The sequence below is a fragment of the Pseudomonas sp. B21-009 genome (assembly GCF_024749345.1).
Lineage (GTDB): Bacteria > Pseudomonadota > Gammaproteobacteria > Pseudomonadales > Pseudomonadaceae > Aquipseudomonas.
Map to the genome: position 1 here is coordinate 4,588,146 of NZ_CP087199.1, position 26,911 is coordinate 4,615,056.

25 protein-coding genes and 1 pseudogene are annotated in these 26,911 nt (G+C 61.9%); 18 read left to right on the forward strand and 8 right to left on the reverse strand.

Features of this window, described 5'->3' with window-relative positions; genetic code table 11:
* Positions 1–51: 51 nt before the first annotated feature.
* Positions 52–1,269, reverse strand: a complete 1,218-nt coding sequence (locus LOY34_RS21185) for an argininosuccinate synthase (RefSeq protein WP_038999115.1) — start codon at positions 1,267–1,269, stop codon at positions 52–54.
* Positions 1,270–1,398: 129 nt separating this feature from the next.
* Positions 1,399–2,352: an OmpA family protein gene (locus tag LOY34_RS21190; RefSeq protein WP_258663992.1), complete on the reverse strand. Its 954-nt coding sequence runs from the start codon at positions 2,350–2,352 to the stop codon at positions 1,399–1,401.
* A gap of 130 nt (positions 2,353–2,482) precedes the next feature.
* Here LOY34_RS21190 and pyrC point away from each other — a divergent pair, with 130 nt between their 5' ends.
* The gene (gene pyrC / locus LOY34_RS21195; protein WP_093380133.1) at positions 2,483–3,529 is read left to right on the forward strand and encodes a dihydroorotase; all 1,047 of its coding nucleotides are present in this window, start codon (positions 2,483–2,485) and stop codon (positions 3,527–3,529) included.
* 56 nt (positions 3,530–3,585) lie between these two features.
* Complete coding sequence (gene rnt, locus LOY34_RS21200; protein WP_267954172.1) at positions 3,586–4,197, forward strand: ribonuclease T; 612 nt, start codon at positions 3,586–3,588, stop codon at positions 4,195–4,197.
* A gap of 60 nt (positions 4,198–4,257) precedes the next feature.
* Here rnt and LOY34_RS21205 read toward each other — a convergent pair whose 3' ends face one another.
* Positions 4,258–4,860: a peroxiredoxin gene (locus tag LOY34_RS21205; protein ID WP_010221038.1), complete on the reverse strand. Its 603-nt coding sequence runs from the start codon at positions 4,858–4,860 to the stop codon at positions 4,258–4,260.
* Positions 4,861–5,094: 234 nt separating this feature from the next.
* Here LOY34_RS21205 and LOY34_RS21210 point away from each other — a divergent pair, with 234 nt between their 5' ends.
* Together LOY34_RS21210 and bfr are read left to right on the forward strand one after the other, a co-directional pair.
* A complete protein-coding gene (locus tag LOY34_RS21210; RefSeq protein WP_010221037.1) occupies positions 5,095–5,313 on the forward strand; it encodes a bacterioferritin-associated ferredoxin in 219 nt (72 codons plus the stop codon).
* Between the two features lie 198 nt (positions 5,314–5,511).
* Positions 5,512–5,982, forward strand: coding sequence for a bacterioferritin (bfr, locus tag LOY34_RS21215; protein WP_045197734.1), 471 nt, complete (start codon positions 5,512–5,514; stop codon positions 5,980–5,982).
* Positions 5,983–6,051: 69 nt separating this feature from the next.
* On the opposite strand, the gene grxD is transcribed toward bfr, so the two are convergent.
* Both grxD and LOY34_RS21225 read right to left on the reverse strand, forming a co-directional pair.
* Positions 6,052–6,387 (reverse strand): Grx4 family monothiol glutaredoxin, encoded by a 336-nt coding sequence (grxD, locus tag LOY34_RS21220; RefSeq protein WP_045197731.1) that lies wholly within the window; start codon positions 6,385–6,387, stop codon positions 6,052–6,054.
* A 92-nt stretch (positions 6,388–6,479) separates the two neighbouring features.
* Positions 6,480–8,588, reverse strand: coding sequence for a molybdopterin oxidoreductase family protein (locus LOY34_RS21225; protein WP_258663994.1), 2,109 nt, complete (start codon positions 8,586–8,588; stop codon positions 6,480–6,482).
* Positions 8,589–8,965: 377 nt separating this feature from the next.
* Here LOY34_RS21225 and argF point away from each other — a divergent pair, with 377 nt between their 5' ends.
* Both argF and LOY34_RS21235 read left to right on the forward strand, forming a co-directional pair.
* A complete protein-coding gene (argF, locus tag LOY34_RS21230; RefSeq protein ID WP_045197728.1) occupies positions 8,966–9,886 on the forward strand; it encodes an ornithine carbamoyltransferase in 921 nt (306 codons plus the stop codon).
* The gene (locus LOY34_RS21235; RefSeq protein WP_258663996.1) at positions 9,883–10,992 is read left to right on the forward strand and encodes an ABC transporter ATP-binding protein; all 1,110 of its coding nucleotides are present in this window, start codon (positions 9,883–9,885) and stop codon (positions 10,990–10,992) included. The genes argF and LOY34_RS21235 overlap by 4 nt, the downstream gene beginning before the upstream one ends.
* A gap of 81 nt (positions 10,993–11,073) precedes the next feature.
* Here the strand turns inward: LOY34_RS21235 and LOY34_RS21240 are convergent, their stop codons facing one another.
* Complete coding sequence (locus tag LOY34_RS21240; protein ID WP_195884872.1) at positions 11,074–11,856, reverse strand: PhzF family phenazine biosynthesis protein; 783 nt, start codon at positions 11,854–11,856, stop codon at positions 11,074–11,076.
* Positions 11,857–11,949: 93 nt separating this feature from the next.
* Positions 11,950–12,420, reverse strand: a complete 471-nt coding sequence (gene ybaK, locus LOY34_RS21245; RefSeq protein WP_093380125.1) for a Cys-tRNA(Pro) deacylase — start codon at positions 12,418–12,420, stop codon at positions 11,950–11,952.
* Positions 12,421–12,703: 283 nt separating this feature from the next.
* On the opposite strand from ybaK, the gene LOY34_RS21250 reads away from it, so the two are divergent.
* The 11 genes from LOY34_RS21250 (at position 12,704) to LOY34_RS21300 (ending at position 24,844) form a co-directional block, all read left to right on the forward strand.
* On the forward strand, positions 12,704–13,555 hold the full coding sequence (locus LOY34_RS21250; RefSeq protein WP_258663998.1) for an MIP/aquaporin family protein: 852 nt from the start codon (positions 12,704–12,706) through the stop codon (positions 13,553–13,555).
* Between the two features lie 67 nt (positions 13,556–13,622).
* Positions 13,623–15,122: a glycerol kinase GlpK gene (gene glpK, locus LOY34_RS21255; RefSeq protein WP_195884873.1), complete on the forward strand. Its 1,500-nt coding sequence runs from the start codon at positions 13,623–13,625 to the stop codon at positions 15,120–15,122.
* 126 nt (positions 15,123–15,248) lie between these two features.
* Positions 15,249–16,004, forward strand: coding sequence for a DeoR/GlpR family transcriptional regulator (locus tag LOY34_RS21260; protein WP_045197716.1), 756 nt, complete (start codon positions 15,249–15,251; stop codon positions 16,002–16,004).
* A gap of 183 nt (positions 16,005–16,187) precedes the next feature.
* Positions 16,188–17,726, forward strand: coding sequence for a glycerol-3-phosphate dehydrogenase (gene glpD / locus LOY34_RS21265; RefSeq protein ID WP_195884874.1), 1,539 nt, complete (start codon positions 16,188–16,190; stop codon positions 17,724–17,726).
* A 287-nt stretch (positions 17,727–18,013) separates the two neighbouring features.
* Positions 18,014–18,946: a glutamate/aspartate ABC transporter substrate-binding protein gene (locus LOY34_RS21270; RefSeq protein WP_045197712.1), complete on the forward strand. Its 933-nt coding sequence runs from the start codon at positions 18,014–18,016 to the stop codon at positions 18,944–18,946.
* 100 nt (positions 18,947–19,046) lie between these two features.
* The gene (locus LOY34_RS21275) at positions 19,047–19,793 is read left to right on the forward strand and encodes an amino acid ABC transporter permease (protein WP_045197710.1); all 747 of its coding nucleotides are present in this window, start codon (positions 19,047–19,049) and stop codon (positions 19,791–19,793) included.
* Positions 19,790–20,458 carry an amino acid ABC transporter permease gene (locus tag LOY34_RS21280; RefSeq protein ID WP_176794325.1) on the forward strand — a complete coding sequence of 223 codons (669 nt, stop codon included), beginning with the start codon at positions 19,790–19,792 and terminating at the stop codon, positions 20,456–20,458. Before LOY34_RS21275 ends, LOY34_RS21280 begins: the two co-directional genes overlap by 4 nt.
* Complete coding sequence (locus LOY34_RS21285) at positions 20,455–21,189, forward strand: amino acid ABC transporter ATP-binding protein (protein WP_045197706.1); 735 nt, start codon at positions 20,455–20,457, stop codon at positions 21,187–21,189. The genes LOY34_RS21280 and LOY34_RS21285 overlap by 4 nt, the downstream gene beginning before the upstream one ends.
* A gap of 65 nt (positions 21,190–21,254) precedes the next feature.
* Positions 21,255–23,162: an ATP-binding protein gene (locus LOY34_RS21290; protein ID WP_093380110.1), complete on the forward strand. Its 1,908-nt coding sequence runs from the start codon at positions 21,255–21,257 to the stop codon at positions 23,160–23,162.
* The gene (locus LOY34_RS21295; RefSeq protein ID WP_093380107.1) at positions 23,159–24,484 is read left to right on the forward strand and encodes a sigma-54 dependent transcriptional regulator; all 1,326 of its coding nucleotides are present in this window, start codon (positions 23,159–23,161) and stop codon (positions 24,482–24,484) included. The genes LOY34_RS21290 and LOY34_RS21295 overlap by 4 nt, the downstream gene beginning before the upstream one ends.
* Positions 24,485–24,517: 33 nt before the next feature.
* Positions 24,518–24,844 (forward strand): GlpM family protein, encoded by a 327-nt coding sequence (locus LOY34_RS21300; protein WP_195885917.1) that lies wholly within the window; start codon positions 24,518–24,520, stop codon positions 24,842–24,844.
* A gap of 22 nt (positions 24,845–24,866) precedes the next feature.
* Here LOY34_RS21300 and LOY34_RS21305 read toward each other — a convergent pair whose 3' ends face one another.
* Positions 24,867–25,859 carry an alpha/beta fold hydrolase gene (locus LOY34_RS21305; protein WP_045197698.1) on the reverse strand — a complete coding sequence of 331 codons (993 nt, stop codon included), beginning with the start codon at positions 25,857–25,859 and terminating at the stop codon, positions 24,867–24,869.
* Between the two features lie 201 nt (positions 25,860–26,060).
* Here LOY34_RS21305 and LOY34_RS27605 point away from each other — a divergent pair.
* Positions 26,061–26,777, forward strand: a pseudogene (locus LOY34_RS27605) (dermonecrotic toxin domain-containing protein); the annotation flags it as partial.
* Between the last annotated feature and the right edge of the window lie 134 nt (positions 26,778–26,911).

Consider the following 26,911-nt stretch of genomic DNA (forward strand, 5'->3'; position numbering starts at 1 on the left):
TCAGGCAAAAAAAACCCCGGCACAGGCCGGGGTTCTTCTGCACAACAAGCCTCAGACCAGCTTGCGGCCCTTGTTCGCAGCAATACGCATGCGCAGGGCATTGAGCTTGATGAAGCCCGCTGCGTCGGCCTGGTTGTAGGCGCCACCATCTTCTTCGAAGGTGGCGATGTTGGCGTCGAACAGCGAATCGTCGGACTTGCGGCCGGTGACGATGACGTTGCCTTTGTACAGCTTCAGGCGCACGACACCGTTCACGTTGACCTGCGAAGCGTCGATCATCTGTTGCAGCATCAGACGCTCAGGGCTCCACCAGTAGCCGGTATAGATCAGGCTGGCGTACTTGACCATCAGCTCATCTTTGAGGTGAGCGACTTCGCGGTCCAGGGTGATCGACTCGATCGCCCGGTGGGCGCGCAGCATGATGGTGCCGCCCGGGGTTTCGTAGCAGCCGCGGGACTTCATGCCGACGTAACGGTTTTCGACGATGTCCAGACGACCGATACCGTTCTCGCCGCCGATGCGGTTGAGGGTGGCCAGCACCGTGGCCGGCGACATTTCAACGCCGTCCAGAGCAACGATGTCGCCGTTGCGGTAGGTCAGTTCCAGGTAGGTCGGAACGTCCGGAGCGGTTTCTGGCGACTTGGTCCAGCGCCACATGTCTTCTTCGTGCTCGGTCCAGGTATCTTCCAGCACGCCGCCTTCATACGAGATGTGCAGCAGGTTGGCGTCCATCGAGTACGGCGACTTCTTCTTGCCGTGACGTTCGATCGGGATGCCGTGCTTCTCGGCGTAGTCCATCAGTTTTTCACGGGACAGCAGGTCCCATTCACGCCATGGCGCGATGACCTTGACGCCTGGCTTGAGGGCGTAGGCGCCCAGCTCGAAACGGACCTGGTCGTTGCCTTTGCCGGTGGCACCATGGGAAATGGCATCGGCGCCGGTTTCGTTGGCGATTTCGATCAGGCGCTTGGCGATCAGCGGACGAGCGATGGAAGTACCCAGCAGGTACTCGCCCTCGTAGACGGTGTTGGCGCGGAACATCGGGAACACGAAGTCGCGTACGAACTCTTCGCGCAGGTCATCGATGTAGATTTCCTTGACGCCCATGGCCTGGGCCTTGGCGCGGGCCGGTTCGACCTCTTCGCCTTGTCCAAGGTCAGCGGTGAAGGTCACCACTTCACAGTTGTAGGTATCCTGCAGCCACTTGAGAATCACCGAAGTATCAAGGCCGCCGGAATACGCCAGTACGACCTTTTTTACGTCCGCCATGCCATCACTCCACGGGGTTGTACGGAAAGCCGTCGATTCTACCGGCCTTGCGACAAAATTTACAGTGGGGCGACAGCTTGTGACGACAAAGCGACAGGAACTGTCGAGAGCGCGACGGACGGTCGCACCTCAGGACGTGGCGACGGGCTTCGCGGTACTGGCTGCGGTAGCAGGTGCGGCCGGTGGTTTGGCTGCAGGTTCAACGGGCTTTTCCAGCGGTTTTTCGACAGGCGTAACCCGATCAAGCTGAATATTCACCCGTCGGTTGCGCGCGCGGTTGGCTGCGCTGTTGTTGCGCGCCAACGGATAACGCTCGCCATGGAAGCGCACGGTGATCTGCTCTTCGGGAATACCGTGGGCCTTGAGGTACTCCATCACCGCCAGTGCCCGGCGCCGCGACAGGTCGCGGTTGGTCAGGCGGTTGCCGCTGTTGTCGGAGTGGCCGTCGAGTTCGATATGGTTAACAGTGGGGTCGGCCTTGAGGAAGTCGAGGATCACGTCCAGGCGTGCCCGGGCATCGGCATCCAGGTCAATGCCGCCGCCCGGGAAGCCGACCCGCGCCTGACGCACCTGGTCATAATTCATCGGCAAAAGTTTTGCCGCGCAGGCCTGATAGTCGCCGTAGGCCTTGCTGAACTTGACCGGCAACACCCGCACTTCCATGGTCCGCCCGGCTTCACCGGCGTAGTTGCGCACCACGGTGCTGCGGCCATCGAGCAGGCCGTTGATCAAGCGGCTGGCCTGGCCCTGGGAACTGGTAAAAAGCACGCCGCTGCGGGCCATGCGCACCGCGCCCAGGTTGATATCGCCACGTCCGGGCTGCCACGGCGCGGCCGCCGCCAGCAGGGTGGCGGAACCGGCACCGAGGACGTTACTGCTTGAGCGCAGCTGGAAAGTTGGCTGCTCGCCAGCCCGGCGAACGAACTCGCCGCTGCCGAAATCGGCAATGGGTTGAACCAGCCGACATTCGAACTGATCGCCTTCGACCTTCCACTCGACGTTCTCCAGACGGGTCTGGAAAGTGAGTGCCATGGCGGGCATGCTGGCAAACACACTGAGCAGGGCTAGATAACGCTGGCGCACGGGCGGCTCCACAGATTTTCACGGTATACCTGCACGCTATCGGTCGGTCGCGGCAAAACTTGATAGCGAGTGCTCGTAACCGGCTTTTCCGGTAGCATTCACCTTGAGTTCGACCCGCCTGGAATCCCCAATGTCCGACCGCCTGACCCTCCTGCGTCCCGACGACTGGCACATCCATCTTCGTGATGGCGCTGTATTGCCGCATACCGTCGGTGACGTTGCGCGCACCTTTGCCCGCGCAATCATCATGCCCAACCTGGTACCACCGGTGCGCAACGCCGCCCAAGCCGGTGCCTACCGTGAGCGCATCCTTGCCGCACGCCCTGCCGGCAGCCGTTTCGAGCCGCTGATGGTGCTGTACCTCACCGACCGCACCCAGCCCGAGGAAATCCGCGCGGCCAAGGCCACCGGTTTTGTCCATGCCGCCAAGATGTATCCAGCCGGCGCGACGACCAACTCCGATTCCGGCGTCACCAGTGTCGACAAGATCTTCCCGGTGCTCGAAGCCATGGCCGAGGTCGGCATGCCACTGCTGGTGCACGGTGAAGTAACGCGCCCCGAGATCGACGTGTTCGACCGCGAGAAGCTGTTCATCGACGAGCACCTGCGCCGTGTGGTCGAGCGCTTCCCGACCCTCAAGGTGGTGTTCGAACACATCACCACCAGCGAAGCCGTGCAGTTCGTCAACGAGGCCCCGGCCAACGTCGGCGCGACCATCACTGCCCAGCACCTGCTGTACAACCGCAACCACATGCTGGTGGGCGGCATTCGTCCGCACTTCTATTGCCTGCCGATCCTCAAGCGCAACACCCACCAGGTGGCTTTGCTGGACGCCGCCACCAGCGGCAGCAGCAAGTTCTTCCTCGGTACCGACTCGGCGCCACATGCCCAGCACGCCAAGGAAGCCGCCTGTGGCTGTGCCGGCTGCTACACCGCCTATGCCGCGATCGAGCTGTACGCCGAGGCATTCGAGCAGCGTAACGCGCTGGACAAGCTCGAAGGCTTCGCCAGCCTGCACGGCCCAAGCTTCTATGGCCTACCGGCCAACACCGATACGATTACCCTGGTCCGCGACAGCTGGACCGCCCCAAGCAGCTTGCCGTTCGGCGAGCAGACCGTTATCCCGCTGCGCGCCGGTGAGCAACTGCGCTGGCGCCTGCTGGAGGAAACTGCGTGAGCGAAGATCAGTACGAAGACGACCAGGAAGGTCATGGCGGCGGTCCGCGCCACCCGATGGCTGAACGCTTTCGCGGTTACCTGCCGGTAGTGGTCGACGTCGAGACCGGCGGTTTCAACAGCGCCACCGACGCCCTGCTGGAAATCGCCGCAGTCACCATCGGCATGGACGAAAAGGGCTTCCTGTTCCCGGAACACACCTATTTCTTCCGCGTCGAGCCGTTCGAAGGCGCCAACATCGAGCAAGCGGCTCTGGAGTTCACCGGGATCAAGCTCGATCACCCGCTGCGCATGGCCGTCAGCGAAGAGTCGGCACTGACGGACATCTTCCGTGGCGTGCGCAAGGCGCTCAAGGCCAATGGCTGCAAACGGGCGATCCTGGTCGGCCACAACAGCAGCTTCGACCTGGGCTTCCTCAATGCCGCCGTGGCCCGCCACGACATGAAGCGCAACCCGTTTCATCCGTTCTCAAGCTTCGACACCGCCACCCTGGCCGGCCTTGCCTATGGCCAGACCGTGCTGGCGCGGGCCTGCCAGAGCGCCGACATCGACTTCGATGGCCGTGAGGCGCACTCGGCGCGTTACGACACCGAGAAGACTGCCGAGCTGTTCTGCGGCATCGTCAACCGCTGGAAAGAAATGGGCGGCTGGCAGGACTTCAACGACTGAAGCCTGTGCACCGCGCATAAAAAAACCGGCCATCAAGGCCGGTTTTTTTTGCCTGGCAAATTACAGCTTGCCAGCGTTCTCGCTCAGGTAAGCAGCAACGCCTTCTGGCGAAGCGGTCATGCCCTTGTCGCCTTTTTTCCAGTTGGCAGGGCAGACTTCGCCGTGCTCTTCGTGGAATTGCAGGGCGTCGACCAGACGCAGCAGTTCGTCCATGTTACGGCCCAGTGGCAGGTCGTTGACGATCTGCGAGCGGACAACGCCCTTGTCGTCGATCAGGAACGCGCCACGGAAAGCTACGCCGCCTTCGGACTCTACGTCGTAGGCCTTGGCGATGTCGTGCTTCATGTCGGCAGCCATGATGTACTGGACCTGACCGATGCCGCCGGCATTGATCGGGGTGTTGCGCCAGGCGTTGTGGGTGAAGTGCGAGTCGATCGACACGGCGATCACTTCAACGTTACGCGCCTTGAATTCGGCCATGCGGTGGTCCAGGGCGATCAGCTCGGACGGGCAGACGAAGGTGAAGTCCAGCGGGTAGAAGAACACCAGGCCGTACTTGCCCTTGATGGCCGAAGCCAGGTTGAAGCTGTCGACGATTTCGCCGTTGCCCAGAACAGCTGGAACGGTGAAGTCCGGGGCATTTTTGCCAACGAGTACGCTCATGCGATATCTCCTGATGGGGTGGAATCATCTTGCACAGGCCAGCATGCACTGGCCCGGCAGCGAAATGGCCGACCATCATACACCGCCCGGCGCCGCTCGCCGAATTTCAGTCCGAACGCTCGACAATCTGCCGTCGGTCGCTCTAGTCCGCCCATTACAGAAAGAGTTTTGACAAGCATTCTCATTAACATTAAGCTTCTTCGCATTGAGCCTTAACCAGCGATGGTCAGCCCTATGTATGTGTGTCTTTGTGTTGGTGTGACCGACGGACAGATCCGCGATGCGATCTATGAAGGATGCTGCAGCTACAAGGAAGTCAGAAGCGCCACCAACGTGGCCAGCCAGTGTGGCAAATGTGCCTGCCTGGCCAAGCAGGTGGTGCGCGAAACCCTCACCGAGCTTCAGGTCAGCCAGGCTGCCCTGCCCTATCCTGTAGAATTTACTGCAGCATAATTCAACGAATTCCAAGAACCGGACCCAGTGTCCGGTTTTTTTATGCCTGTAATTCAAGTAGTTAGGGGTTTAACGCGGAACACAAACATTCTTATTCCGATTAATTTTCATTTATTATTCAATAACTTAGGTTTGACAGTAGAAGTTGCGGGGCTCAGACTTGCCTTTATAGACACACTTACAGGGCAGGACCCCATCATGAAAGGCGACGTTAGCGTCATCCAGCATCTCAACAAGATCCTCGGAAACGAGCTGGTCGCAATCAACCAATACTTCCTGCATGCGCGCATGTACGAAGACTGGGGTCTGGAGAAACTCGGCAAGCACGAGTACAAAGAATCCATCGAAGAGATGAAACACGCTGACAAACTGATCAAGCGTATTCTGTTCCTCGAAGGCATCCCCAACGTCCAGGACCTGGGCAAGTTGCTGATTGGTGAACACACCAAGGAAATGCTCGAGTGCGACCTGAAGATCGAGCAAAAAGGCCTGGTCGACCTCAAGGCCGCCATCGCCCACTGTGAGACCGTCGGCGACTTCGGCAGCCGTGAGCTGCTCGAAGACATCCTCGAAGCCGAGGAAGAGCACATCGATTGGCTGGAAACCCAGCTGAGCCTGATCGACAAGGTCTCCCTGGAGAACTACCTGCAGTCGCAGATGGGCGAGTAAGTTCGCTGCCCTGCCCTACAGGCACAAAAAAGCCCCGCACTGCGGGGCTTTTTTTGACCAAACCTGGGGTCAGGCCTTGGCCGCCTCAGCCTTGGCTGCAGCGTCTTTGATCAGGGTCTGCAGTTCGCCGTTGGCAAACATCTCAGCCATGATGTCGGAACCGCCGACCAGCTCGCCGGCAACCCACAGCTGTGGGAAGGTCGGCCAGTTGGCGTATTTTGGCAGGTTGGCGCGGATTTCCGGATTCTGCAGGATATCCACGTAAGCGAATTTCTCGCCGCAACCCATCACGGCTTGCGCCGCCTTGGCCGAAAAACCGCACTGCGGGGCATTCGGCGAGCCTTTCATGTAAAGCAGAATGGTGTTGTTGGCAATCTGCTCTTTGATTGTTTCGATGATATCCATGAAGCACCTCGCGGCTGAACTTTCCGACCTGGTTGTCGGCACGGTGACGCATTGTATCGGAAAGCCGAGCAGGACGCTCGGCCTTGCCGATATCAGGCCGCAACCACCTGCACTGGCACGCCATTAAGCGCCGCATTACCCGACACCGCATCGAGCTGGCGCTCATCGGTGAGGTCGTTGGCGCTGGCGCCGGGCTGGCCCTGGGCGATTTCCATGCGCACCCCCGCACGGGCATGGCCAAAGCCATGCGGCAGGCTGACCACCCCCGGCATCATGTCGCTGCTGGCCTGCACTTCGACCTCGATTTCGCCGACCCGCGAGCTGACGCGCACACGCTGGCCATCCTGCAACTGGCGACCCGCCAGGTCGTCCGGGTGCATCAACAACTGATGACGGGGTTTGCCTTTCACCAGGCGATGATAGTTGTGCATCCATGAATTATTGCTGCGCACATGGCGGCGCCCGATCAGCAGCAGTTGACCCGCCGCCAGCGGCGGCTGCCCGGCAAAGCGCTGCAGGTCGCCGAGGATCTCCTGGGGTGCGGCCTGAATCCGTTGGTTAGCCGTCTTCAGGCGTGCAGCAAGGTTGGGCTGCAGCGGGCCCAGGTCGATGCCATGGGGGTGCTGGTCGAGGGTCTCAAGCGACAGCTTGAACGCCGAGGCCTCGCCATAGCGGCCCTGGCGCAGGCCGATATCGATCATTTGTGCCGGCGGCAGGGTCGGTTTCAAAGGCTTGTCGCTAAGGGCGGCAAAGGCCTTGGCCAGGCCGACGAAGATTTCCCAGTCATGCAAGGCACCTTCGGGCTTGGGCAGGATGGCCCGATTGAAGCGGCTGACATTGCGCACCGCAAACAGGTTGAAGGTGGTGTCGTAGTGATCGTTCTCCAATGCCGAGGTGGACGGCAGGATCAGGTCGGCGTAACGGGTGGTCTCGTTGATGTACAGGTCGATGCTGAGCATGAACTCAAGACCGTCCAGGGCGCGTTCAAGCTGGCGGCCATTGGGCGTGGACAACACCGGGTTGCCCGCCACCGTCACCAGCGCGCGAACCTGCCCCTGGCCTTCAACCAGCATCTCTTCGGCCAGGGCCGCCACCGGCAATTCGCCGCCATACTCGGGCAGCCCCGAGACCCGGCTCTGCCAGGCATTGAAATGCCCGCCTGAAGTACTCGCCACCAGATCCACCGCAGGCTCGGTACACAGCGCGCCACCGACACGGTCGAGGTTGCCGCTGACCAGGTTGAGCAACTGCACCAGCCAGTGGCACAAGGTGCCGAAGGCCTGGGTCGAGACGCCCATGCGCCCGTAGCAGACGGCCTTGTCGGCGCTGGCGAAATCCCGCGCCAACTGGCGTATCACCGTGGCGTCGACACCGCATAGGGCGCTCATGGCCTCGGCGGTGAACGGCGCAATGGCCGCTTGTACCCTGTCCAGGCCATCCACCGGCAAGGCCGAGGGGCGAGTCAGGCCTTCGCCAAACAGGGTGTTGAGCAGGCCACAGAGCAGCGGCGCGTCAGTGCCGGGGCGAATGAACACATGCTGGTCGGCCATCGCCGCAGTCTCGCTGCGGCGCGGGTCGACCACCACCAACTTGCCGCCACGGGCCTGGATCGCCTTAAGGCGTTTCTCGACGTCCGGCACGGTCATGATGCTGCCGTTGGAGGCCAGCGGGTTGCCGCCCAGGATCAGCATGAACTCGGTGTGGTCGATGTCAGGGATCGGCAACAACAAGCCGTGGCCGTACATCAGGTAGCTGGTCAGGTGGTGCGGCAGCTGGTCCACCGAGGTGGCGGAGAAACGATTGCGGGTCTTGAGCAGGCCGAGGAAGTAGTTGCTGTGGGTCATCAACCCGTAGTTGTGCACGCTGGGGTTGCCCTGGTAGACCGCCACGGCGTTCTGCCCATGGGCCTGCTGGATGGCCCAGAGCTTTTGCGCAGCCAGTGCAAAGGCCTCCTCCCAGCTAATGGCTTGCCAGCTGTCACCGACACGCTTGTGCGGCGCGCGCAGTCGGTCAGGATCGTTCTGGATATCCTGCAGGGCCACCGCCTTGGGGCAGATGTGGCCGCGACTGAAACTGTCTTCGGGGTCGCCCTTGATCGAGCTGATACGCAGCGGGGCGCCGGGCTCGTGGGTGATTTCCAGGGTCAAGCCGCAGATGGCTTCGCACAGATGACAGGCACGGTGATGCTGGGTCTTGTTCATGGCCACCTCTTGCTCGGGTGTCTGGGATCAACCGACTATGAGCCTGACCCGAGCTTGCGGCCAGTGAGGTTCGTCGCGTGAATCTTCGTCCATCAGGCAAGGCGATTCAGCGCAGGCCCGCTACCGGGTTTGCCAAGGCGCTGGCAGGCAGTGTAAAACCCTTGTGCAGCGTATAAAAAAAGCTTCAGCCCAATGGGTTACGACACTGCCTGAAACATCGGCGACGAAACCCCCTCTTGGTATGACGCGACATTTAATTATAGTATTGCGTCTTCCCCTAATTCGTCGCCCCGTGCGGCTTTCGCCGCAGGTCACTTCCGTTGTTAAAAAAAACCGGTATGGCTGATCTGCGGTCTGTTGCAAAAAGGTAGTCAAACATGAGCGCTAGGCACTTTCTCTCCCTGATGGATTTCACACCCGAAGAACTGCTCAGTGTGATCCGTCGAGGTATCGAGCTGAAGGACCTGCGTAACCGCGGCGTACTGTTCGAACCGCTGAAAAATCGCGTGCTGGGGATGATCTTCGAGAAGTCCTCAACCCGCACCCGCCTGTCGTTCGAAGCCGGCATGATCCAGCTCGGCGGCCAGGCCATCTTCCTCTCGCCACGGGACACCCAGCTGGGCCGCGGCGAGCCGATCGGCGATTGCGCCATCGTCATGTCGCGCATGCTCGATGCGGTGATGATCCGCACCTTTGCCCACAGCACCCTGACCGAATTCGCCGCCAATTCGCGCGTACCGGTGATCAACGGCCTGTCCGACGATCTGCACCCGTGCCAGCTGCTGGCCGACATGCAGACCTTCCTCGAGCACCGCGGCGCCATCCAGGGCAAGACCGTGGCCTGGATCGGCGACGGCAACAACATGTGCAACAGCTATATAGAAGCGGCCATCCAGTTCGACTTCCAGCTGCGCATCGCCTGCCCGGCCGAATTCGAGCCCAATCCGCAGTTCCTGGCCCAGGCCGGTGACCGCGTGCAAATCTTCCGTGAACCCAAAGAAGCCCTGCAGGGCGCCCACCTGGTGAGCACCGATGTCTGGACTTCCATGGGTCAGGAAGAGGAAACTGCACGGCGCCTGGCCTTGTTCGCGCCTTACCAGGTAACCCGCGAACTGCTCGACCTGGCAGCACCCGATGCCCTGTTCATGCACTGCCTGCCCGCCCATCGCGGCGAGGAAATCAGCCTGGACCTGCTCGACGACCCCCGTTCGGTCGCCTGGGACCAGGCCGAAAACCGCTTGCATGCACAGAAGGCGCTTCTCGAATTTCTTGTTGAACCGGCCTATCACCACGCATGAGTCAACCTTTACTGCTTAACCTGCGCGAGCTCGCCTGTGGCTATGGCGAGCAGCGCATCGTCCAGAACCTCAACCTGCACCTGAACGCCGGCGACATCGGTTGTCTGCTGGGCTCCTCCGGCTGCGGCAAGACCACCACCCTGCGCGCCATCGCCGGTTTCGAGCCGGTGCACGAGGGCGAAATCCAGCTGGGTGGCGAAGTCATCTCCAAAGCCGGGGTCACCCTGGCACCGGAGAAACGCCGGATTGGCATGGTGTTCCAGGACTACGCGCTGTTCCCGCACCTGACTGTGGCCGAGAACATCGCCTTCGGCATCGGCAAGCACCCGCAGCAGCGCCAGGTGGTCGACGAGATGCTCGAGCTGGTCAAGCTCGGCGGCCTGGGCAAACGCTACCCGCACGAGCTTTCCGGTGGCCAGCAGCAACGCGTGGCCCTGGCCCGCGCACTGGCGCCCGAGCCACAACTGCTGCTGCTCGACGAGCCGTTCTCCAACCTCGATGTCGAGCTGCGCCGACGCCTGAGCCACGAGGTGCGCGACATCCTCAAAAGCCGCGGCACCAGCGCAATCCTGGTCACCCACGACCAGGAAGAAGCCTTTGCCGTCAGCGATCACGTCGGGGTGTTCAAGGAAGGTCGTCTGGAGCAGTGGGATACCCCCTACAACCTCTACCACGAACCACTGACACCGTTCGTAGCCAGCTTCATCGGCCAGGGCTATTTCATTCGTGGCCAGCTGACCAGCCCGGAGTCGGTACGCACCGAGCTCGGCGAGCTACGCGGCAACCGCGCCTATACCCTGACGCCCGGCAGCGCCGTGGATGTGCTGCTGCGTCCGGACGACATCATTCATGCACCGGACAGCGAGCTCAAAGCGCTGATCGTCGGCAAGAGTTTCCTCGGCGCCTCGACCCTCTACCGCCTGCAACTGCCGACCGGCAGCCAGCTGGAAGCGATTTTCCCGAGCCACAATGACCATCAGGTCGGCAGCGAAGTGGGGATCGAAGTGGCGGCGGATCACCTGGTGGTGTTTGCCGTGCCTGGCAGTGTCGCAGCGCAGTTGCCGGTGCCGGAGAACGGCGTTCGTCGGTATAGCTCGGCGGTCTGACAGCGGGGCTGCTTTGCAGCCCATCGCCGGCAAAGCCGGCCCCCACAAGGTCTGCGTTCTACCCTGCGGGTGTAGGCCTTGTCAGTCCAGCGTCAAAACCCCGCTGGCCACACGCCTGGCATACCCACCAATCTTCACCCGCTCCCCCTCCAGCCGGCAGAACAATTCGCCGCCGCGACTCGAACACTGAAACGCCCGCAGTTGATTCTTGCCCAGGCGCTGCGCCCAGTATGGGATCAGGCTGCAATGGGTAGAGCCGGTCACCGGATCTTCAGGAATGCCGATACCCGGCGCAAAGTAGCGCGAAACAAAATCGTGTTCGATACCCGGCGCGGTAACGATCACCCCCAGCCCCGGCAATTGCGCCAGTGCCGTCATGTCCGGGGTACAGGCACGCAACACCTGCTCGGATTCGACCCGAACCAGCAGCTCACTGGTTTTCCACACTTCCAGCACCGGGCAGCCCAGTGCTTCGGCCACCGCTACCGCTTCATTCAACGGCTGTGGCTCGACCCGGGGGAAATCCAGTTGCAGGCGCGGACCGTCACGGCTGACGCTCAGCGGACCGGACTTGCTCTGGAACAACAAGCGCTCACCCGGCTCTTTATAGACCTCCCACAGCACATGAGCGCTGGCCAGGGTTGCATGGCCACACAGCGGCACTTCGGTGCTCGGGGTAAACCAGCGGATCTGCCAGCCTTCGGCATGGGGGACGACGAACGCGGTCTCGGCCAGGTTGTGTTCGGCGGCAATCTGCTGCATCAGCTCATCGGCGAGCCAGCTGTCGAGGCGATAGACCATGGCCGGGTTGCCAGCGAAAGGACGGTCGCTGAAGGCATCGACCTGATGGAATTCAAGCGGCATGAGGTGAATCTCAGAGTGGCGGGCCGCAGAGCATGCCCGCCAGACAGCCTCGGCCGACAGAGACAGAATCAAGCGATTTTGAGCATACAGATGTCAGTCGCGGCCAATGGCGGCGAATTTACCCTGGGTATGCTCGGCCAGCACTGCCGCAGCTAGCTCGACTTCCAGGCCACGGCGGCCAGCGCTGACGAAAATTGTTTCAAAGGTTTGAGCGGTTTCATCAATAAAAGTGCGCAGGCGCTTTTTCTGCCCCAAGGGGCTGATCCCGCCCAACAGGTAACCGGTCGAACGTTGCGCCGCCGCCGGATCGGCCATCTCGCACTTCTTCACCCCGGCCGCATGGGCCAGGCCTTTCAGATCCAGACTACCGACTACCGGCACTACCGCTACCAGCAACTCACCCTTTTCGCTGCAGGCGAGCAAGGTCTTGAACACCCGCGCAGGCTCTAGGTTGAGCTTTTCCGCCGCCTCCAGGCCGTAGGACGCAGCCTTGGGGTCATGTTCGTAACTGTGGATGTGGTGTTCGGCGCGAACCTTTTTCAGCAGATCCAGGGCGGGGGTCATGCAGGACTCCAAGCAGAAGGGTGAATGCCATTTCGCCGGTTACTTTAGGGCAAAAGCCCAGGCGCAACCAACGCCCATCAGCGCCACCAATAGTCAGATTGTGAACGGTGGTTCACTTTCGACCTTTGACATAAGCGTTTCTTGTCTATATTTTTTCGATTCTGAATATAGCTATGCCCCGATAAGGTGCATTTCCTGCCGCCGCCCGACCGAAATGGGGATTTCTGTCGGGTTTTTGTCGAGCGCTCACTGCGCCTCACAACAACAAGAACCGAGGTAACGAATGACGACTGCTCTGCGACAACCAACACTTTCAAGCCAGTGCATGGCCGAATTTCTCGGCACCGCGCTGCTGATCTTTTTCGGCACCGGCTGCGTTGCTGCGCTCAAGGTTGCGGGTGCCAGCTTCGGCCTGTGGGAAATCAGCATCATCTGGGGCGTCGGCGTGAGCATGGCGATTTACCTCACCGCCGGGGTGTCCGGCGCGCACCTGAACCCGGCCGTGAGCATCGCCCTGTGCCTGTTCGCCGGTTTCGAGAAGCACAAACTACCGTTCTACATCGTTGCCCAGATCGCCGGCGCCTTCTGTGGAGCGGCGTTGGTTTACACGCTGTACAGCAACCTGTTCTTCGATTTCGAACAGGCCCACGCAATGATCCGCGGCAGCCAGGCCAGCCTTGAGCTGGCCTCGGTGTTTTCCACCTACCCGCACCCGGCGCTGTCCACCAGCCAGGCCTTCCTGGTCGAAGTGATCATCACCGCCGTACTGATGGCGGTGATCATAGCCCTGACCGACGACAACAACGGCTTGCCGCGTGGCGCCATGGCACCCCTGCTGATTGGCCTGCTGATTGCCGTGATCGGCAGCGCCATGGGCCCGCTGACCGGCTTTGCGATGAACCCGGCGCGGGACTTCGGGCCCAAGCTGATGACTTTCCTCGCCGGCTGGGGCGAAGTCGCCTTTACTGGCGGTCGTGATATTCCCTATTTCCTGATTCCGATTTTTGCGCCGATCATAGGAGCGAGCCTTGGGGCCGCCCTGTACCGCGGCGTGATCGCCCGCAACCTGCCGGTTGCCGAGAGCGAAAACGCCCAGACCGACGCCAACCCTCAGGGCAAGACCCAGGCATCCTGATGCCTGCGGTGGCGAGCCAGGCTCGCCGCGCCCTGATCTCTACCCCATTTAGTGCAAGGCCAACGACATGACAGACACCCAGAACAAGAACTACATCATTGCCCTGGACCAGGGCACGACCAGTTCGCGGGCCATCATTTTCGACCGTGACGCCAACGTGGTTGGCACCTCGCAGCGCGAATTCGCACAACATTACCCTCAAGCCGGCTGGGTCGAGCACGACCCGATGGAAATCTTCGCCACCCAGAGCGCGACCATGGTCGAAGCCCTGGCCCAGGCTGGCCTGAGCCATGACCAGGTCGCCGCCATCGGTATCACCAACCAGCGTGAAACCACCGTGGTCTGGGACAAGGAGACCGGCCGCCCGGTGTACAACGCCATCGTCTGGCAATGCCGGCGCAGCACCGAGATCTGCGAGCAGCTCAAGCGCGACGGCCTGCAGGACTACATCCGCGAAACCACCGGCCTGGTCACCGACCCCTACTTCTCCGGCACCAAGCTCAAGTGGATTCTCGACAACGTTGAAGGCGCCCGCGAGCGCGCCGAGCGTGGCGACCTGCTGTTCGGCACCGTCGACAGCTGGCTGATCTGGAAATTCTCCGGCGGCAAAGTGCATGTCACTGACTACACCAACGCCTCGCGCACCATGCTCTTCAACATCCACACCCTGGAGTGGGACGAGAAGATGCTCGAGGTGCTGAACATCCCTCGGCAGATGCTGCCCGAGGTGCGCAGTTCCTCGGAAGTCTACGGCCGCACCAAGAGCGGTATCGCCATTGCCGGTATCGCTGGCGACCAGCAGGCCGCGCTGTTCGGCCAGATGTGCGTGGAGCCCGGCCAGGCCAAGAACACCTACGGCACCGGCTGTTTCCTGCTGATGAACACCGGCGACAAGGCAGTGACCTCCTCCCACGGCCTGCTCACCACCATCGCCTGCGGCCCGCGCGGCGAAGTGGCCTACGCCCTGGAAGGCGCGGTGTTCAACGGCGGCTCCACCGTGCAGTGGCTGCGTGACGAACTGAAGATCGTCAACGATGCCCACGACACCGAGTACTTCGCCAGCAAGGTCAAGGACAGCAACGGCGTATACCTGGTGCCGGCCTTCACCGGTCTCGGCGCTCCGTACTGGGACCCGTACGCCCGCGGCGCGCTGTTCGGCCTGACCCGCGGGGTCAAGGTCGATCACATCATCCGCGCGGCGCTGGAGTCGATCGCCTACCAGACCCGCGACGTGCTCGACGCCATGCAGCAGGATTGCGGCCAGCGCCTGAGCGAACTGCGGGTTGACGGCGGCGCTGTCGCCAACAATTTCCTCATGCAGTTCCAGGCCGACATCCTCGGCACTTGTGTCGAGCGCCCGCAAATGCGCGAAACCACCGCCCTCGGCGCCGCCTACCTGGCGGGCCTGGCCTGCGGTTTCTGGAGCGGCCTGGATGAACTGCGCGGCAAGGCCATCATCGAGCGCGAGTTCACTCCGCAACTGGACGAAGCGGCCAAAGAGAAACTGTATGCCGGCTGGCTGAAGGCCGTGGATCGCACCCGCGACTGGGAACCGCACGAAGAGTAAGCAGTAGACGCAAGCTGTAAGCTACAAGCTGCAAGTGCGTAAGACGCGAATCATCTTGTGGCTTGCAGCTTGTAGCTTGAGCTGTTTTCATGGCGCAATTTGCCCGGCTGCCCCAAAGGACCGCCCATGAATCTGCCCCCTCGCCAACAACAAATCCTCGAACTGGTCCGCGAACGCGGTTATGTCAGTATCGAAGAAATGGCGCAGCTGTTCGTCGTCACCCCGCAAACCATCCGCCGTGATATCAACCAGCTGGCGGAGGTCAACCTGCTGCGCCGCTACCACGGGGGCGCGGCCTACGATTCCAGTATCGAAAACACCGCCTATGCCATGCGCGCCGACCAGATGCGCGATGAAAAGCAGCGCATCGCCGAAGCGATTGCCGCGCAGATTCCCGACCACGCTTCGCTGTTCATCAATATCGGTACCACTACCGAATCCATCGCCCGCGCCCTGCTCAACCACAACCACCTGAAAATCATCACCAACAACCTGCACGTGGCGTCGATCCTCAGTGCCAAGGACGATTTCGAAGTGTTGCTGGCCGGCGGCAACGTGCGCCGTGACGGCGGCGTGGTCGGTCAGGCCAGTGTCGACTTCATCAACCAGTTCAAGGTCGATTTCGCCCTGGTCGGTATCAGCGGCATCGACGAGGACGGCAGCCTGCTGGATTTCGACTACCAGGAAGTGCGTGTCTCCCAGGCGATCATCGCCAATGCCCGCCAGGTGATCCTGGCCGCCGACTCGAGCAAGTTCGGCCGTAATGCCATGGTGCGCCTGGGCTCGATCAGCCTGATCGACTGCCTGGTGACCGACCAGGCGCCGGTCCCCGCCCTCAGCCAATTGCTCAACCAGTACAAGATCCGCCTCGAAGTGGTCTGAGCCGGCGCACGCTGCCACCGCAACGGTGGCAGCTCGAATGTTCGTTATTTTTCATTTATTTGTCATCTGATCAGTATTTTCTATGGGAAGTGACTGGCGAGCCGCATTCTGTTGCGCTAGTATTTTCGAAAGTGAACATTAATGTTCAGATTCGATGTCGGAAAGACCTTCAGGAGGCCACCCGTGTCCCAATCCAGCTTGCCATCGCCCGCCCTTGCCGAAATCTATGACCTCGCTGTAATCGGCGGTGGCATCAACGGTGTGGGGATTGCCGCCGATGCAGCCGGACGCGGTCTTTCGGTGTTCCTTTGCGAAAAGGACGACCTGGCCAGCCATACCTCCTCGGCCAGCAGCAAGCTGATCCACGGCGGCCTGCGCTACCTCGAGCATTACGAATTCCGCCTGGTGCGTGAGGCTCTGGCCGAGCGCGAAGTGCTGTTGGCCAAGGCGCCGCACATCGTCAAGCCGATGCGCTTCGTGCTGCCGCACCGCCCACACCTGCGCCCGGCCTGGATGATCCGCGCCGGCCTGTTCCTCTACGACAACCTGGGCAAGCGCAAGCAGCTCGGTGCGTCGCGCAGCCTGCGTTTTGGCCCGGGCAACCCGCTCAAACCGGCGATTACCCGTGGCTTCGAATATGCCGACTGCGCCGTCGATGACGCCCGCCTGGTGGTGCTCAACGCCATGGCCGCCCGCGAAAAAGGCGCCGACATCCGGACCCGCACGCGCTGCATCAGCGCCCGCCGGGTCGATGGGGTGTGGAACGTGCAACTGGAAAACGCCGACGGCAGCCAGCAGTCGATCAAGGCCCGCGCCCTGGTCAATGCCGCGGGCCCGTGGGTGGCCAGGTTCATCCAGGACGACCTCAAGCTCGATGCGCCGTACGGCATCCGCCTGATCCAGGGCAGCCACCTGATCGTGCCAAAACTGTACGACGGCGAACATGCCTACATTCTGCAGAACGAAGACCAGCGCATCGTCTTCGCCATTCCGTACCTGGAACGCTTCACCCTGATCGGCACCACCGACCGCGAGTACACCGGCGACCCGGCCAAGGTAGCTATCACCGAGGGCGAGACCGATTACCTGCTGAAAGTGGTCAACGAGCACTTCAACCACCAGCTCAGCCGCGCCGATATCCTCCACACTTATGCCGGTGTTCGCCCACTGTGCAACGACGAATCCGACAACCCGTCGGCCGTCACCCGCGACTACACCCTGGCGCTGTCGGCCAGCACCGGCGAAGCACCGCTGCTGTCGGTGTTCGGCGGCAAGCTGACCACCTACCGCAAACTGGCCGAGTCGGCCATGAGCGAACTGGCGCCGTTCTTCACCCAGATGCGCGGCAGCTGGACCGCCACCGCTCCCCTGCCGGGCGGTGAAGACATGAGCACCCCGCAGGCGCTGGTGGATGCCATCCTGGCCCGCTGTGGCTGGTTGCCGGTGGAGATTGCCAAGCGCTGGGCACGCACCTACGGTAGCCGCGTCTGGCGCCTGCTCGAAGGCGTACAGGGCCCGCAAGACCTGGGTGAAGCGATTGGCGGCGGCTTGTTCACCCGCGAGGTGGATTACCTGTGCAGCGAGGAATGGGCGGTGAATGCCGACGACATCCTCTGGCGCCGGAGCAAGCTGGGGCTGTTCACTACCGCCGCCGAACAGCAGGCGTTGCAGGATTACCTGCAGCGCCTGGAACTGAACCGCGCGCGGGTTCAGGCGGCCTGATCGCTGAACATCATCGCGGGGCAAAGCCTCGCGATGAACTCATCCATTCGGATTTCCGAACACTAAACACCACCTCATTCGGCCATCCGGACGAATCCTACCTTCCGCAAACCGTCAAAAAAGATTAATCCCCCGATTTTTCATGGCGTTATGATCGAAATCAGGGCTTGGCACGAGTCATGCTCTACACTCAGTACCCGAATGCGCAAAACGCTTCACTGCAGTGTTCGCTGAACGAAAGAGCCGGCCAACGGCTCCATAAAAAAAACAACGTCGAGGAAATTTTGATGCGTATCGTTCCCCATCTGTTGGGCGCCGCTGTTGCGGCCGCTTTGATCAGCGCGCCAGCCTTCGCTGCCGAACTGACCGGCACCCTGAAAAAGATCAACGAGTCGGGCACCATTACCCTGGGGCACCGCGACGCTTCCATTCCGTTCTCCTACATCGCCGACGCTTCGGGCAAACCCGTCGGTTATTCCCATGACATCCAGCTGGCAATCGTCGAGGCCCTGAAAAAGGACCTGAACAAGCCGGACCTGAAGGTCAAATACAACCTCGTCACCTCCCAGACCCGTATCCCGCTGGTCCAGAACGGCACCGTTGACGTCGAGTGCGGCTCGACCACCAACAACGTCGAGCGCCAGCAGCAGGTCGACTTCTCGGTCGGTATCTTCGAGGTGGGCACCCGCCTGCTGACCAAAGCAGAAGACGGCAAGCCGGAAAACGCCAAGTACAAAGACTTCGCGGACCTGGCCGGCAAGAACGTGGTTACCACCGCCGGTACCACTTCCGAGCGCATCCTCAAGGCCATGAACGCCGACAAGCAGATGAAGATGAACGTCATCTCGGCCAAAGATCATGGCGAGTCGTTCCAGATGCTTGAATCCGGCCGTGCCGTGGCTTTCATGATGGACGACGCACTGCTCGCCGGTGAAATGGCCAAGGCCAAGAACCCGAAGGGCTGGGCAATTGTCGGCACCCCGCAGTCCTATGAAATCTACGGCTGCATGGTCCGCAAGGACGATCCTGCGTTCAAGAAAGCCGTCGACGATGCCATCGTCGCCCTCTACAAGTCGGGCGAGATCAACAAGATCTACGACAAGTGGTTCAACCAGCCAGTGCCACCTAAAGGCCTGAACCTGCAGTTCCCGATGAGCGACGAACTCAAGAAGCTGATCGCCGAACCAACCGACAAAGCTGCAGACGAAAAGAAGTCCTGATCCCCAGCTAGTTAGTGTCTAACCTTTCATCCGAGGGTGCCTCGCGCACCCCCGGATGCTCGAAGGTGCCCGTGAAAAACTGATCTGAGGGGAGATCCCGATGAATTACAACTGGGACTGGGGCGTATTCTTCAAGTCCACTGGCGTGGGCAGCGAAACCTATCTGGACTGGTACATCACCGGCCTGGGCTGGACCATCGCCATTGCCATCGCCGCCTGGATCATTGCCTTGCTGCTGGGTTCGATACTCGGCGTCATGCGTACCGTGCCAAACCGTCTGGTGTCGGGCATTGCCACCGCCTACGTGGAACTCTTTCGTAACGTACCGCTGCTGGTGCAGCTGTTCATCTGGTACTTCCTGGTGCCCGACCTGCTGCCAGAGAACCTGCAGGAGTGGTACAAGCAGGACCTCAACCCGACCACCTCGGCGTTGATCAGCGTGATCGTCTGCCTGGGCCTGTTCACTGCCGCGCGTGTTTGCGAGCAGGTGCGTACCGGCATTCAGGCGCTGCCCCGCGGCCAGGAAGCCGCCGCCCGCGCCATGGGCTTCAGCCTGCCGCAGGTGTACTGGAACGTGCTGCTGCCGCAAGCCTACCGGATCATCATTCCGCCGCTGACCTCGGAATTTCTGAACGTGTTCAAGAACTCCTCGGTGGCCTCGCTGATCGGCCTGATGGAGCTGCTGGCGCAAACCAAACAGACCGCCGAGTTCTCGGCCAACCTGTTTGAAGCCTTCACCCTGGCGACCCTGATCTACTTCACCCTGAACATGGGCCTGATGTTGCTGATGCGCCTGGTCGAGAAGAAAGTCGCCGTGCCCGGCCTGATCTCCGTGGGGGGTAAATAATGGACTTCAGTGGAATCATTCCTGCCCTGCCGGGCCTGTGGAACGGCATGCTCATGACCCTGCAGCTGATGGTCATGGGCGTTGTCGGTGGTATCGTACTGGGCACCATCCTGGCCCTGATGCGCCTGTCGTCGAACAAGCTGCTGTCGAACGTGGCCGGCGCCTACGTCAACTACTTTCGCTCCATCCCGCTGCTGCTGGTGATCACCTGGTTCTACCTGGCGGTACCGTTCGTGCTGCGCTGGATCACTGGCGAAGACACCCCGATCGGGGCGTTCACCTCCTGCGTCGTGGCGTTCATGATGTTCGAGGCGGCGTATTTCTGTGAAATCGTCCGCGCCGGCGTGCAGTCGATCGCCAAGGGCCAGATGGGCGCCGCCCAGGCCCTGGGCATGACCTACGGCCAGACCATGCGCTTGATCATCCTGCCCCAGGCGTTTCGCAAGATGACCCCGCTGCTGCTGCAGCAGAGCATCATCCTGTTCCAGGACACCTCGCTGGTCTACACCGTCGGCCTGGTCGACTTCCTCAACTCGGCACGGGCCAGTGGCGACATCATCGGACGCTCCAACGAGTTCCTGGTGTTTGCCGGCGCCGTGTACTTCGTCATCAGCTTCTCCGCTTCCTTCCTGGTCAAGCGTCTGCAGAAAAGGATAACCGTATGATCTCCATCAAGAACGTCAACAAGTGGTACGGGGACTTCCAGGTTCTGACCGACTGCAACACCGAGGTCAAGAAAGGCGAGGTGGTTGTCGTCTGCGGTCCGTCGGGCTCGGGCAAATCGACCCTGATCAAGTGCGTCAACGCCCTGGAACCCTTCCAGAAGGGTGACATCGTGGTCGACGGCACCTCGATCGCCGACCCCAAGACCAACCTGCCCAAGCTGCGTTCGCGGGTCGGCATGGTGTTCCAGCACTTCGAGCTGTTCCCGCACCTGACCATCACCGAAAACCTGACCATCGCGCAGATCAAGGTGCTCGGCCGCAGCAAGGAAGAAGCCACCAAGAAGGGCCTGCAACTGCTTGAGCGGGTCGGCCTCTCGGCGCATGCCCACAAGCACCCGGGCCAGCTCTCCGGTGGTCAGCAACAGCGCGTGGCGATTGCCCGCGCCCTGGCCATGGACCCGATCGTCATGCTGTTCGACGAACCGACCTCGGCACTGGACCCGGAAATGGTCAGCGAAGTACTCGACGTCATGGTCCAGCTGGCCAACGAAGGCATGACCATGATGTGCGTGACCCATGAAATGGGCTTTGCCCGCAAGGTCGCCAACCGGGTGATCTTCATGGACAAGGGCAACATCATCGAAGACTGCACCAAGGAAGAGTTCTTTGGTGACCAGAGCGTGCGCGATGAGCGTACCCAGCACTTCCTCAGCAAGATCCTGCAACACTGAGGTGATCATCACGCTCTGTCCGGTGTACGCCGGCAGAGCGTGCTGGCCGTACCAAGGCTACTGTGATGAAATGCGACCCTACGCTCTTTCGCCCTGCCAAGCCTGCCCTTGCCGTGAAACCCCGTCTGATTCGCCAGCTGCTGTTACCGCCACTGATCATCCTGCTGATGATCGGCCTGGGCGTGGCCGGCTTCATGATCAGCGAACACAACGGCATCCGCACCTTGAGCGAAAACGGCGAGCGCCAGCTCGAGCTGCACGCGCGCGCGGTCGAGAGCGAGATCAGCAAGTACACCTACCTGCCAAGCCTGCTGGAGCTTGAAAACAGCGTTTCCAGCCTGCTCACCGAAGCCGATGGCGAACACCGCCAGGCGGTCAACGAATACCTTGAAGGCCTGAACCGCCGCAGTCGCAGCCGGGCGATCTTCGTCCTCGACACCAGCGGCCGGGTCCAGGCCACCAGCAACTGGCGCGATGTCGATAGCTTCCTCGGCGAAGACCTGTCGTTCCGCGCCTATTTCCAGGACGCCGTGCGCGGCCAGCCGGGGCGCTTTTATGGCATCGGCAGCACCACCGGGGAGCCGGGTTATTTCCTCGCCCACGGCCTGGAAGAACACGGCAAGATCATCGGCGTGGCGGTGATCAAGGTGCGCCTTGAGGCCATGGAAGAGCGCTGGCAACGGGCTCGCCTGGAGGCGTTCGTCAGCGACGAGAACGGCATCATCATCCTTTCCAGCGACCCGGCACGGCGGCTCAAGTCGGTGCGCCCGCTGACCCCGGAAATCAAGGAACGCCTGGCGCGCAGCCTGCAGTACTACTGGTGGCCGCTGAATGAACTGGAGCCGCTGTCGCGGGAGAAAATCGCCGACGGCGTCGAGAAGCTGAGCTTCCCGGCCAATGCCGAACTCGGCGATGGCCGCCGCGAAGTGGCGTACCTGGCGCAAACCCGGCGCCTGAGCGACACCCCCTGGCACTTCACCCTGCTCACGCCGCTGCAGGATCTGCGCCGCGAATCCATGGTCCAGGGCATCCTGGTCGGCGTCGCCTTTGCCCTGCTGGCGATCCTGCTGATTGCCTGGAACGAACGGCGCAAGGTGATCGCCACGCGCCTGGCCGCCCGTGAAGCGCTGGAAGAAGCCAACAGCCAGCTGGAGCGCAAGATCGCCGAACGCACCGCCGACCTGCGCGCCAGCAATGAACGCCTCAAGGGCCAGATCCGCGAACGCCGGCATGCCGAGCAGACCCTGCGCCACGCCCAGGACGAGTTGGTCCAGGCCGGCAAGCTGGCCGCCATCGGCCAGATGTCGACCAGCATCGCCCACGAACTGAACCAGCCGCTGGCGGCCCTGCGCACTTTGTCGGGCAACAGCGTGCGCTTCCTCGAACGCGGCGCGCTGGAAACCGTCAGCACCAACCTGCGCACCATGAACGACCTGATTGACCGCATGGGCCGCATCACCGCCAGCCTGCGCTCCTTCGCCCGCCGTGGCGAAGACAGCGGCAAGGCCTCGCTAGGCAAGGCCGTCGAGGCCAGCCTGCAAGTGCTGGGCAACCGCATCGCCGGCTGTCACCTGCAGTTGCACAGCAACTACGAAGACCAGAAGCTGGCCATTGACCAGACCCGCCTGGAGCAGATTCTGGTCAACCTGATCGGCAACGCCCTCGATGCCATGGCCGCGCAACCGATGCCGCAGCTGTGGCTGGAAGGCGAGCTGCAGGGCGACAAGTACCGCCTGCGCGTACGCGACAACGGTCACGGTATCGATGACGAAGCACGCAAGCACCTGTTCGAACCGTTTTTCACCACCAAACCGGGAGAGCACGGCCTGGGCCTGGGCCTGACCCTGTCTGCCAGCCTCGCCGCCGCCGCCAAGGGCAGCCTCAGCGTCGAACACCCCGCCAGCGGCGGTACTGCGTTCGTGCTCGGCCTGCCGCTGGTCAATGCCCCCACAGAATCAGCCGAGTCCCTATGAACCAAGCGCCCCTAACTGTCCTGATCGTCGAAGACGACCCGCATGTGCTGCTCGGCTGCCAGCAGGCGCTGGCCCTGGAAGACATTGCCTGCGAAGGCGTTGGCAGCGCCGAAGAGGCCCTGCAGCGCATCGGCGATGACTTTGCCGGCATCGTTGTCAGCGACATCCGCCTGCCCGGCATCGATGGCCTGGAACTGCTCAGCCGCCTCAAGGCCCGCGACCGCAGCCTGCCGGTGGTGCTGATCACCGGCCACGGCGATATCGACATGGCGGTCGGCGCCATGCGCAACGGCGCCTACGACTTCATGGAAAAACCCTTCGCCCCGGAGCGCCTGGTCGAAGTGGTGCGCCGTGCCCTGGAGCAGCGCGGGCTGTCCCGCGAAGTGTTTGCCCTGCGCCGGCAACTGGCCGGGCAGAGTACCCTTGAAGGGCGAATCATCGGCCGCTCGCCGGCCATGCAGAACCTGCGTGAACTGATCGCCAACGTCGCCGATACCTCGGCCAACGTGTTGATCGAGGGCGAGACCGGCACCGGCAAGGAACTGGTCGCCCGTTGCCTGCATGATTTCAGCCGCCGCCAGGGCGCGCCGTTCGTGGCCCTGAACTGCGGCGGCCTGCCGGAGAACCTGTTCGAAAGCGAGATTTTCGGCCACGAAGCCAACGCCTTTACCGGCGCCGGCAAGCGCCGGATCGGCAAGATCGAGCACGCCAACGGTGGCACGCTGTTCCTCGACGAAGTCGAAAGCATGCCGCTGAACCTGCAGATCAAGCTGCTGCGCGTGCTGCAGGAGCGCACCCTGGAACGCCTGGGCTCGAACCAGAGCATCGCCGTCGATTGCCGGGTGATCGCCGCGACCAAGTCCGACCTCGACGCCCTGGGCCAGAGCGGGCAGTTTCGCAGCGACCTGTATTACCGCCTGAACGTGGTGACCCTGGAACTGCCGCCGCTGCGCGAACGCCGCGAAGACATCCTGCAGTTGTTCGAACACTTCCTGCAGCAGTCGTCATTGCGCTTCGACCGGGAAGTCCCGCAACTGGACAGCCAGACCCTGTCGCGGCTCATGGCCCACGACTGGCCAGGCAACGTGCGCGAACTGCGCAACGTCGCCGAGCGCTATGCCCTGGGTTTGCCGGCATTCAAAAAGGCCGGTGCCAGCGCCAACCAGGGCCTGGGCTTTGCCGAAGCGGTCGAGGCCTTCGAGCGCAACCTGCTCGGCGATGCCCTGCAACGTACCGGCGGCAACCTCAGCCAGGCCAGCCAGGAGCTGGGCATGGCCAAGACCACGCTGTTCGACAAAGTGAAAAAGTATGGCCTGGGCTGACCGGCCGCAGAAACGGAACAAAACGTGGACCTGATCCTCAAAGCCTGCCTGGGTGCGGCCGTGGTGGTGATCCTTGCCGCCCTGGCCAAGACCCGCAACTACTACATAGCCGGCCTGGTGCCGTTGTTCCCGACCTTCGCCCTGATCGCCCACTACATCGTCGGCAAGGGGCGTTCACTGGAGGACCTGAAGACCACCATCCTGTTCAGTGCGTGGTCGATCATCCCCTACTTCGTTTACCTGGCGACGCTGTACCTGCTGGTCGAGCGCCTGCGCCTGGAAACTTCGCTGGCCCTGGCGACCCTGGCCTGGCTGGTGGTGGCGACGGTGCTGGTGAGTGTCTGGGTCAGGTTGCATTGACCTGTTAAGGGCAGCAGCAGTCTCAATACACCGCCACATGGGTATCGGCCAGGCGCTGCGTGTTCAGATACGGCAACACCGCACCCAGCAACGGCCCTTTGAACTGCTCCTGAAAGCGATGCGCCAGGCCTGGAATCAGGCGTAGCTGGCTGCCCTTGATGTGCGCGGCCAGGTGTACGCCATGCATCACCGGCAGCAGCGGGTCGGCGGTGCCATGCACCACCAGGGTCGGCAGGCGCAGGTTGTTGAGCAGCTCAACCCGGCTCTGTTCGGCGAGGATCGCCATGATCTGGCGCTTGACCCCTTCGGGGTTGAAGGCGCGGTCGTAGGCTATCGCTGCCTGCTCAAGCAGCGCCTGACGATCATCCTTGACCTCGGGGCTGCCTAAGGCGGCCAGCAAGTCGGCCTGCTGTTCAAGCGCCACCTCGCGATTCGGCGCACCGCGCCTGGCCAGCAACTGCACCAGCGCCGGGCTTGGTGCCGGCAGGCCCTGGGCACCGGAACTGGACATGATCAGGGTCAGGCTCTCGACCCGCTGCGGTGCCAGCGCCGCCAGATGCTGGGCGATCATGCCGCCCATGCTCACGCCCAGGACATGAAAGCGCTCGACCTGCAGGGCATCCATCAACCCCAGGCCGTCTTCGGCCATGTCGCTCAGGGTGTAAGGCGCGGCCACCGGCAAACCCAGCTTGTAGCGCAGTACTTCGAAGGTCAGGTTGGCGTCGTCTGGCGCCTGGTTCCAGCTGGACAGGCCGACATCGCGGTTATCGTAGCGGATCACCCGAAAGCCCTGCTGACACAGGGCCACCACCACTTCATCGGGCCAGTGGATCAGTTGCCCGCCCAGGCCCATGACCAGCAGCAAGACCGGGTCCGAATCACGCCCGATGCTCTGGTAAGCCAGGCTGACCTGCGCCAGCTCGACCCGTTCAGTGGGCACGTTGACGTCGCAACGCGACGCTGCAAAAGAAGGAATAGCGCACATCAGCGCCAGAAAAAAAACCAAAGCCCGCATGAGCGAAACACCAGAATGCAAATCCCCAGTAGAGCGCGAGTCTGATGAAATTCGTTCAAGCGCGCTGCCACAGTTGCGTGACAGTTTGATGAATGTCGCCCGACGGTTATCCGCAGTACCTATGTACCGCATCTAGCGGCAACGCCTCGCGCCCAATGTGAACGCCATTTCCGGCCATAACTTCACGTTTGGGATACCGCCATGAGCGATTTGCCAGAAGTCCCCGCCCCTCACTCTTCTGTGGATTTCATTTCAGTCATAAACCACGACACTGCGTTGCTGGCAGATGCCAGCAAACGCTGGAAAGACCATCGCGATACTTTCACCACCTTGCTTGCACAAGCACCCGGCGTTTACCAGACACTACAGGACGTAGTACGCGAACAGCTGGGTATCGATCCACTGAGCACTGCCCTGCGATTCCGTATCTCCGATGCACACGACAGCGATGTCAGCCTGGTCGCCCTGGCGCTACACACGCGCCAGTATCCCCAGCCGCCCGCTGATCTTGACCAGCACGCCCAGGTGACCGCTCAGGGCCCCGATCATCCGACCTTGCGCCTGACACCTACACAACTGCTCGCCAGGCTTGCGCAACTGGACCTTCCCGCAGCGGTCCGACGCCAGTGGGATCGCTACTGGCAAGCGCGGGCCGCAGATACCGCCGTCAGCCGCCGTACCCATGCCCAGAACCAGTACCTGGATATTTTCAAGGCCTGCTGGGATGTGGCGCTGGCAACCGGCAAATTCGATAGGCAACAGCAGCGCGCGGTCCAAGAGGTGCTCGACAACCCTGAATGGCAAAGCCAGCAAGGTATCGAGATCCAGACCGTCGCGATAGACGGACAGGCAATGCCAGGAGCGCTGCTGTTCAAAACCGAAGACGAACCACAGCTGATGCTGTATCGCCCCGGCAGCGGCTTCAGTACCCACGCGTCCCAGGCGGACCTGGAGGCGGCCATTGGCGCCACGGCCTCCAGCGTCAGCTATGAAAGCCACGACAGCCTTTCGGGCGGTTTCAGCCCGCTGTTCAACAGCCTGCTCAATGAGCG

Coding starts and splice junctions, on each gene's coding strand:
- bfr (WP_045197734.1), top strand. CDS start 5,512: ATGAAAGGCGACGTTAGCGTCATCCAGCATCTCAACAAGATCCTCGGA.
- LOY34_RS21250 (WP_258663998.1), top strand. CDS start 12,704: ATGACGACTGCTCTGCGACAACCAACACTTTCAAGCCAGTGCATGGCC.
- LOY34_RS21225 (WP_258663994.1), bottom strand. CDS start 8,588: ATGAACAAGACCCAGCATCACCGTGCCTGTCATCTGTGCGAAGCCATC.
- rnt (WP_267954172.1), top strand. CDS start 3,586: ATGGCTGAACGCTTTCGCGGTTACCTGCCGGTAGTGGTCGACGTCGAG.
- LOY34_RS21240 (WP_195884872.1), bottom strand. CDS start 11,856: ATGCCGCTTGAATTCCATCAGGTCGATGCCTTCAGCGACCGTCCTTTC.
- argF (WP_045197728.1), top strand. CDS start 8,966: ATGAGCGCTAGGCACTTTCTCTCCCTGATGGATTTCACACCCGAAGAA.
- LOY34_RS21285 (WP_045197706.1), top strand. CDS start 20,455: ATGATCTCCATCAAGAACGTCAACAAGTGGTACGGGGACTTCCAGGTT.
- LOY34_RS21290 (WP_093380110.1), top strand. CDS start 21,255: ATGAAATGCGACCCTACGCTCTTTCGCCCTGCCAAGCCTGCCCTTGCC.
- LOY34_RS21210 (WP_010221037.1), top strand. CDS start 5,095: ATGTATGTGTGTCTTTGTGTTGGTGTGACCGACGGACAGATCCGCGAT.
- LOY34_RS21205 (WP_010221038.1), bottom strand. CDS start 4,860: ATGAGCGTACTCGTTGGCAAAAATGCCCCGGACTTCACCGTTCCAGCT.
- pyrC (WP_093380133.1), top strand. CDS start 2,483: ATGTCCGACCGCCTGACCCTCCTGCGTCCCGACGACTGGCACATCCAT.
- LOY34_RS21295 (WP_093380107.1), top strand. CDS start 23,159: ATGAACCAAGCGCCCCTAACTGTCCTGATCGTCGAAGACGACCCGCAT.
- LOY34_RS21275 (WP_045197710.1), top strand. CDS start 19,047: ATGAATTACAACTGGGACTGGGGCGTATTCTTCAAGTCCACTGGCGTG.
- glpK (WP_195884873.1), top strand. CDS start 13,623: ATGACAGACACCCAGAACAAGAACTACATCATTGCCCTGGACCAGGGC.
- LOY34_RS21260 (WP_045197716.1), top strand. CDS start 15,249: ATGAATCTGCCCCCTCGCCAACAACAAATCCTCGAACTGGTCCGCGAA.
- LOY34_RS21270 (WP_045197712.1), top strand. CDS start 18,014: ATGCGTATCGTTCCCCATCTGTTGGGCGCCGCTGTTGCGGCCGCTTTG.
- grxD (WP_045197731.1), bottom strand. CDS start 6,387: ATGGATATCATCGAAACAATCAAAGAGCAGATTGCCAACAACACCATT.
- ybaK (WP_093380125.1), bottom strand. CDS start 12,420: ATGACCCCCGCCCTGGATCTGCTGAAAAAGGTTCGCGCCGAACACCAC.
- LOY34_RS21235 (WP_258663996.1), top strand. CDS start 9,883: ATGAGTCAACCTTTACTGCTTAACCTGCGCGAGCTCGCCTGTGGCTAT.
- LOY34_RS21185 (WP_038999115.1), bottom strand. CDS start 1,269: ATGGCGGACGTAAAAAAGGTCGTACTGGCGTATTCCGGCGGCCTTGAT.
- LOY34_RS21305 (WP_045197698.1), bottom strand. CDS start 25,859: ATGCGGGCTTTGGTTTTTTTTCTGGCGCTGATGTGCGCTATTCCTTCT.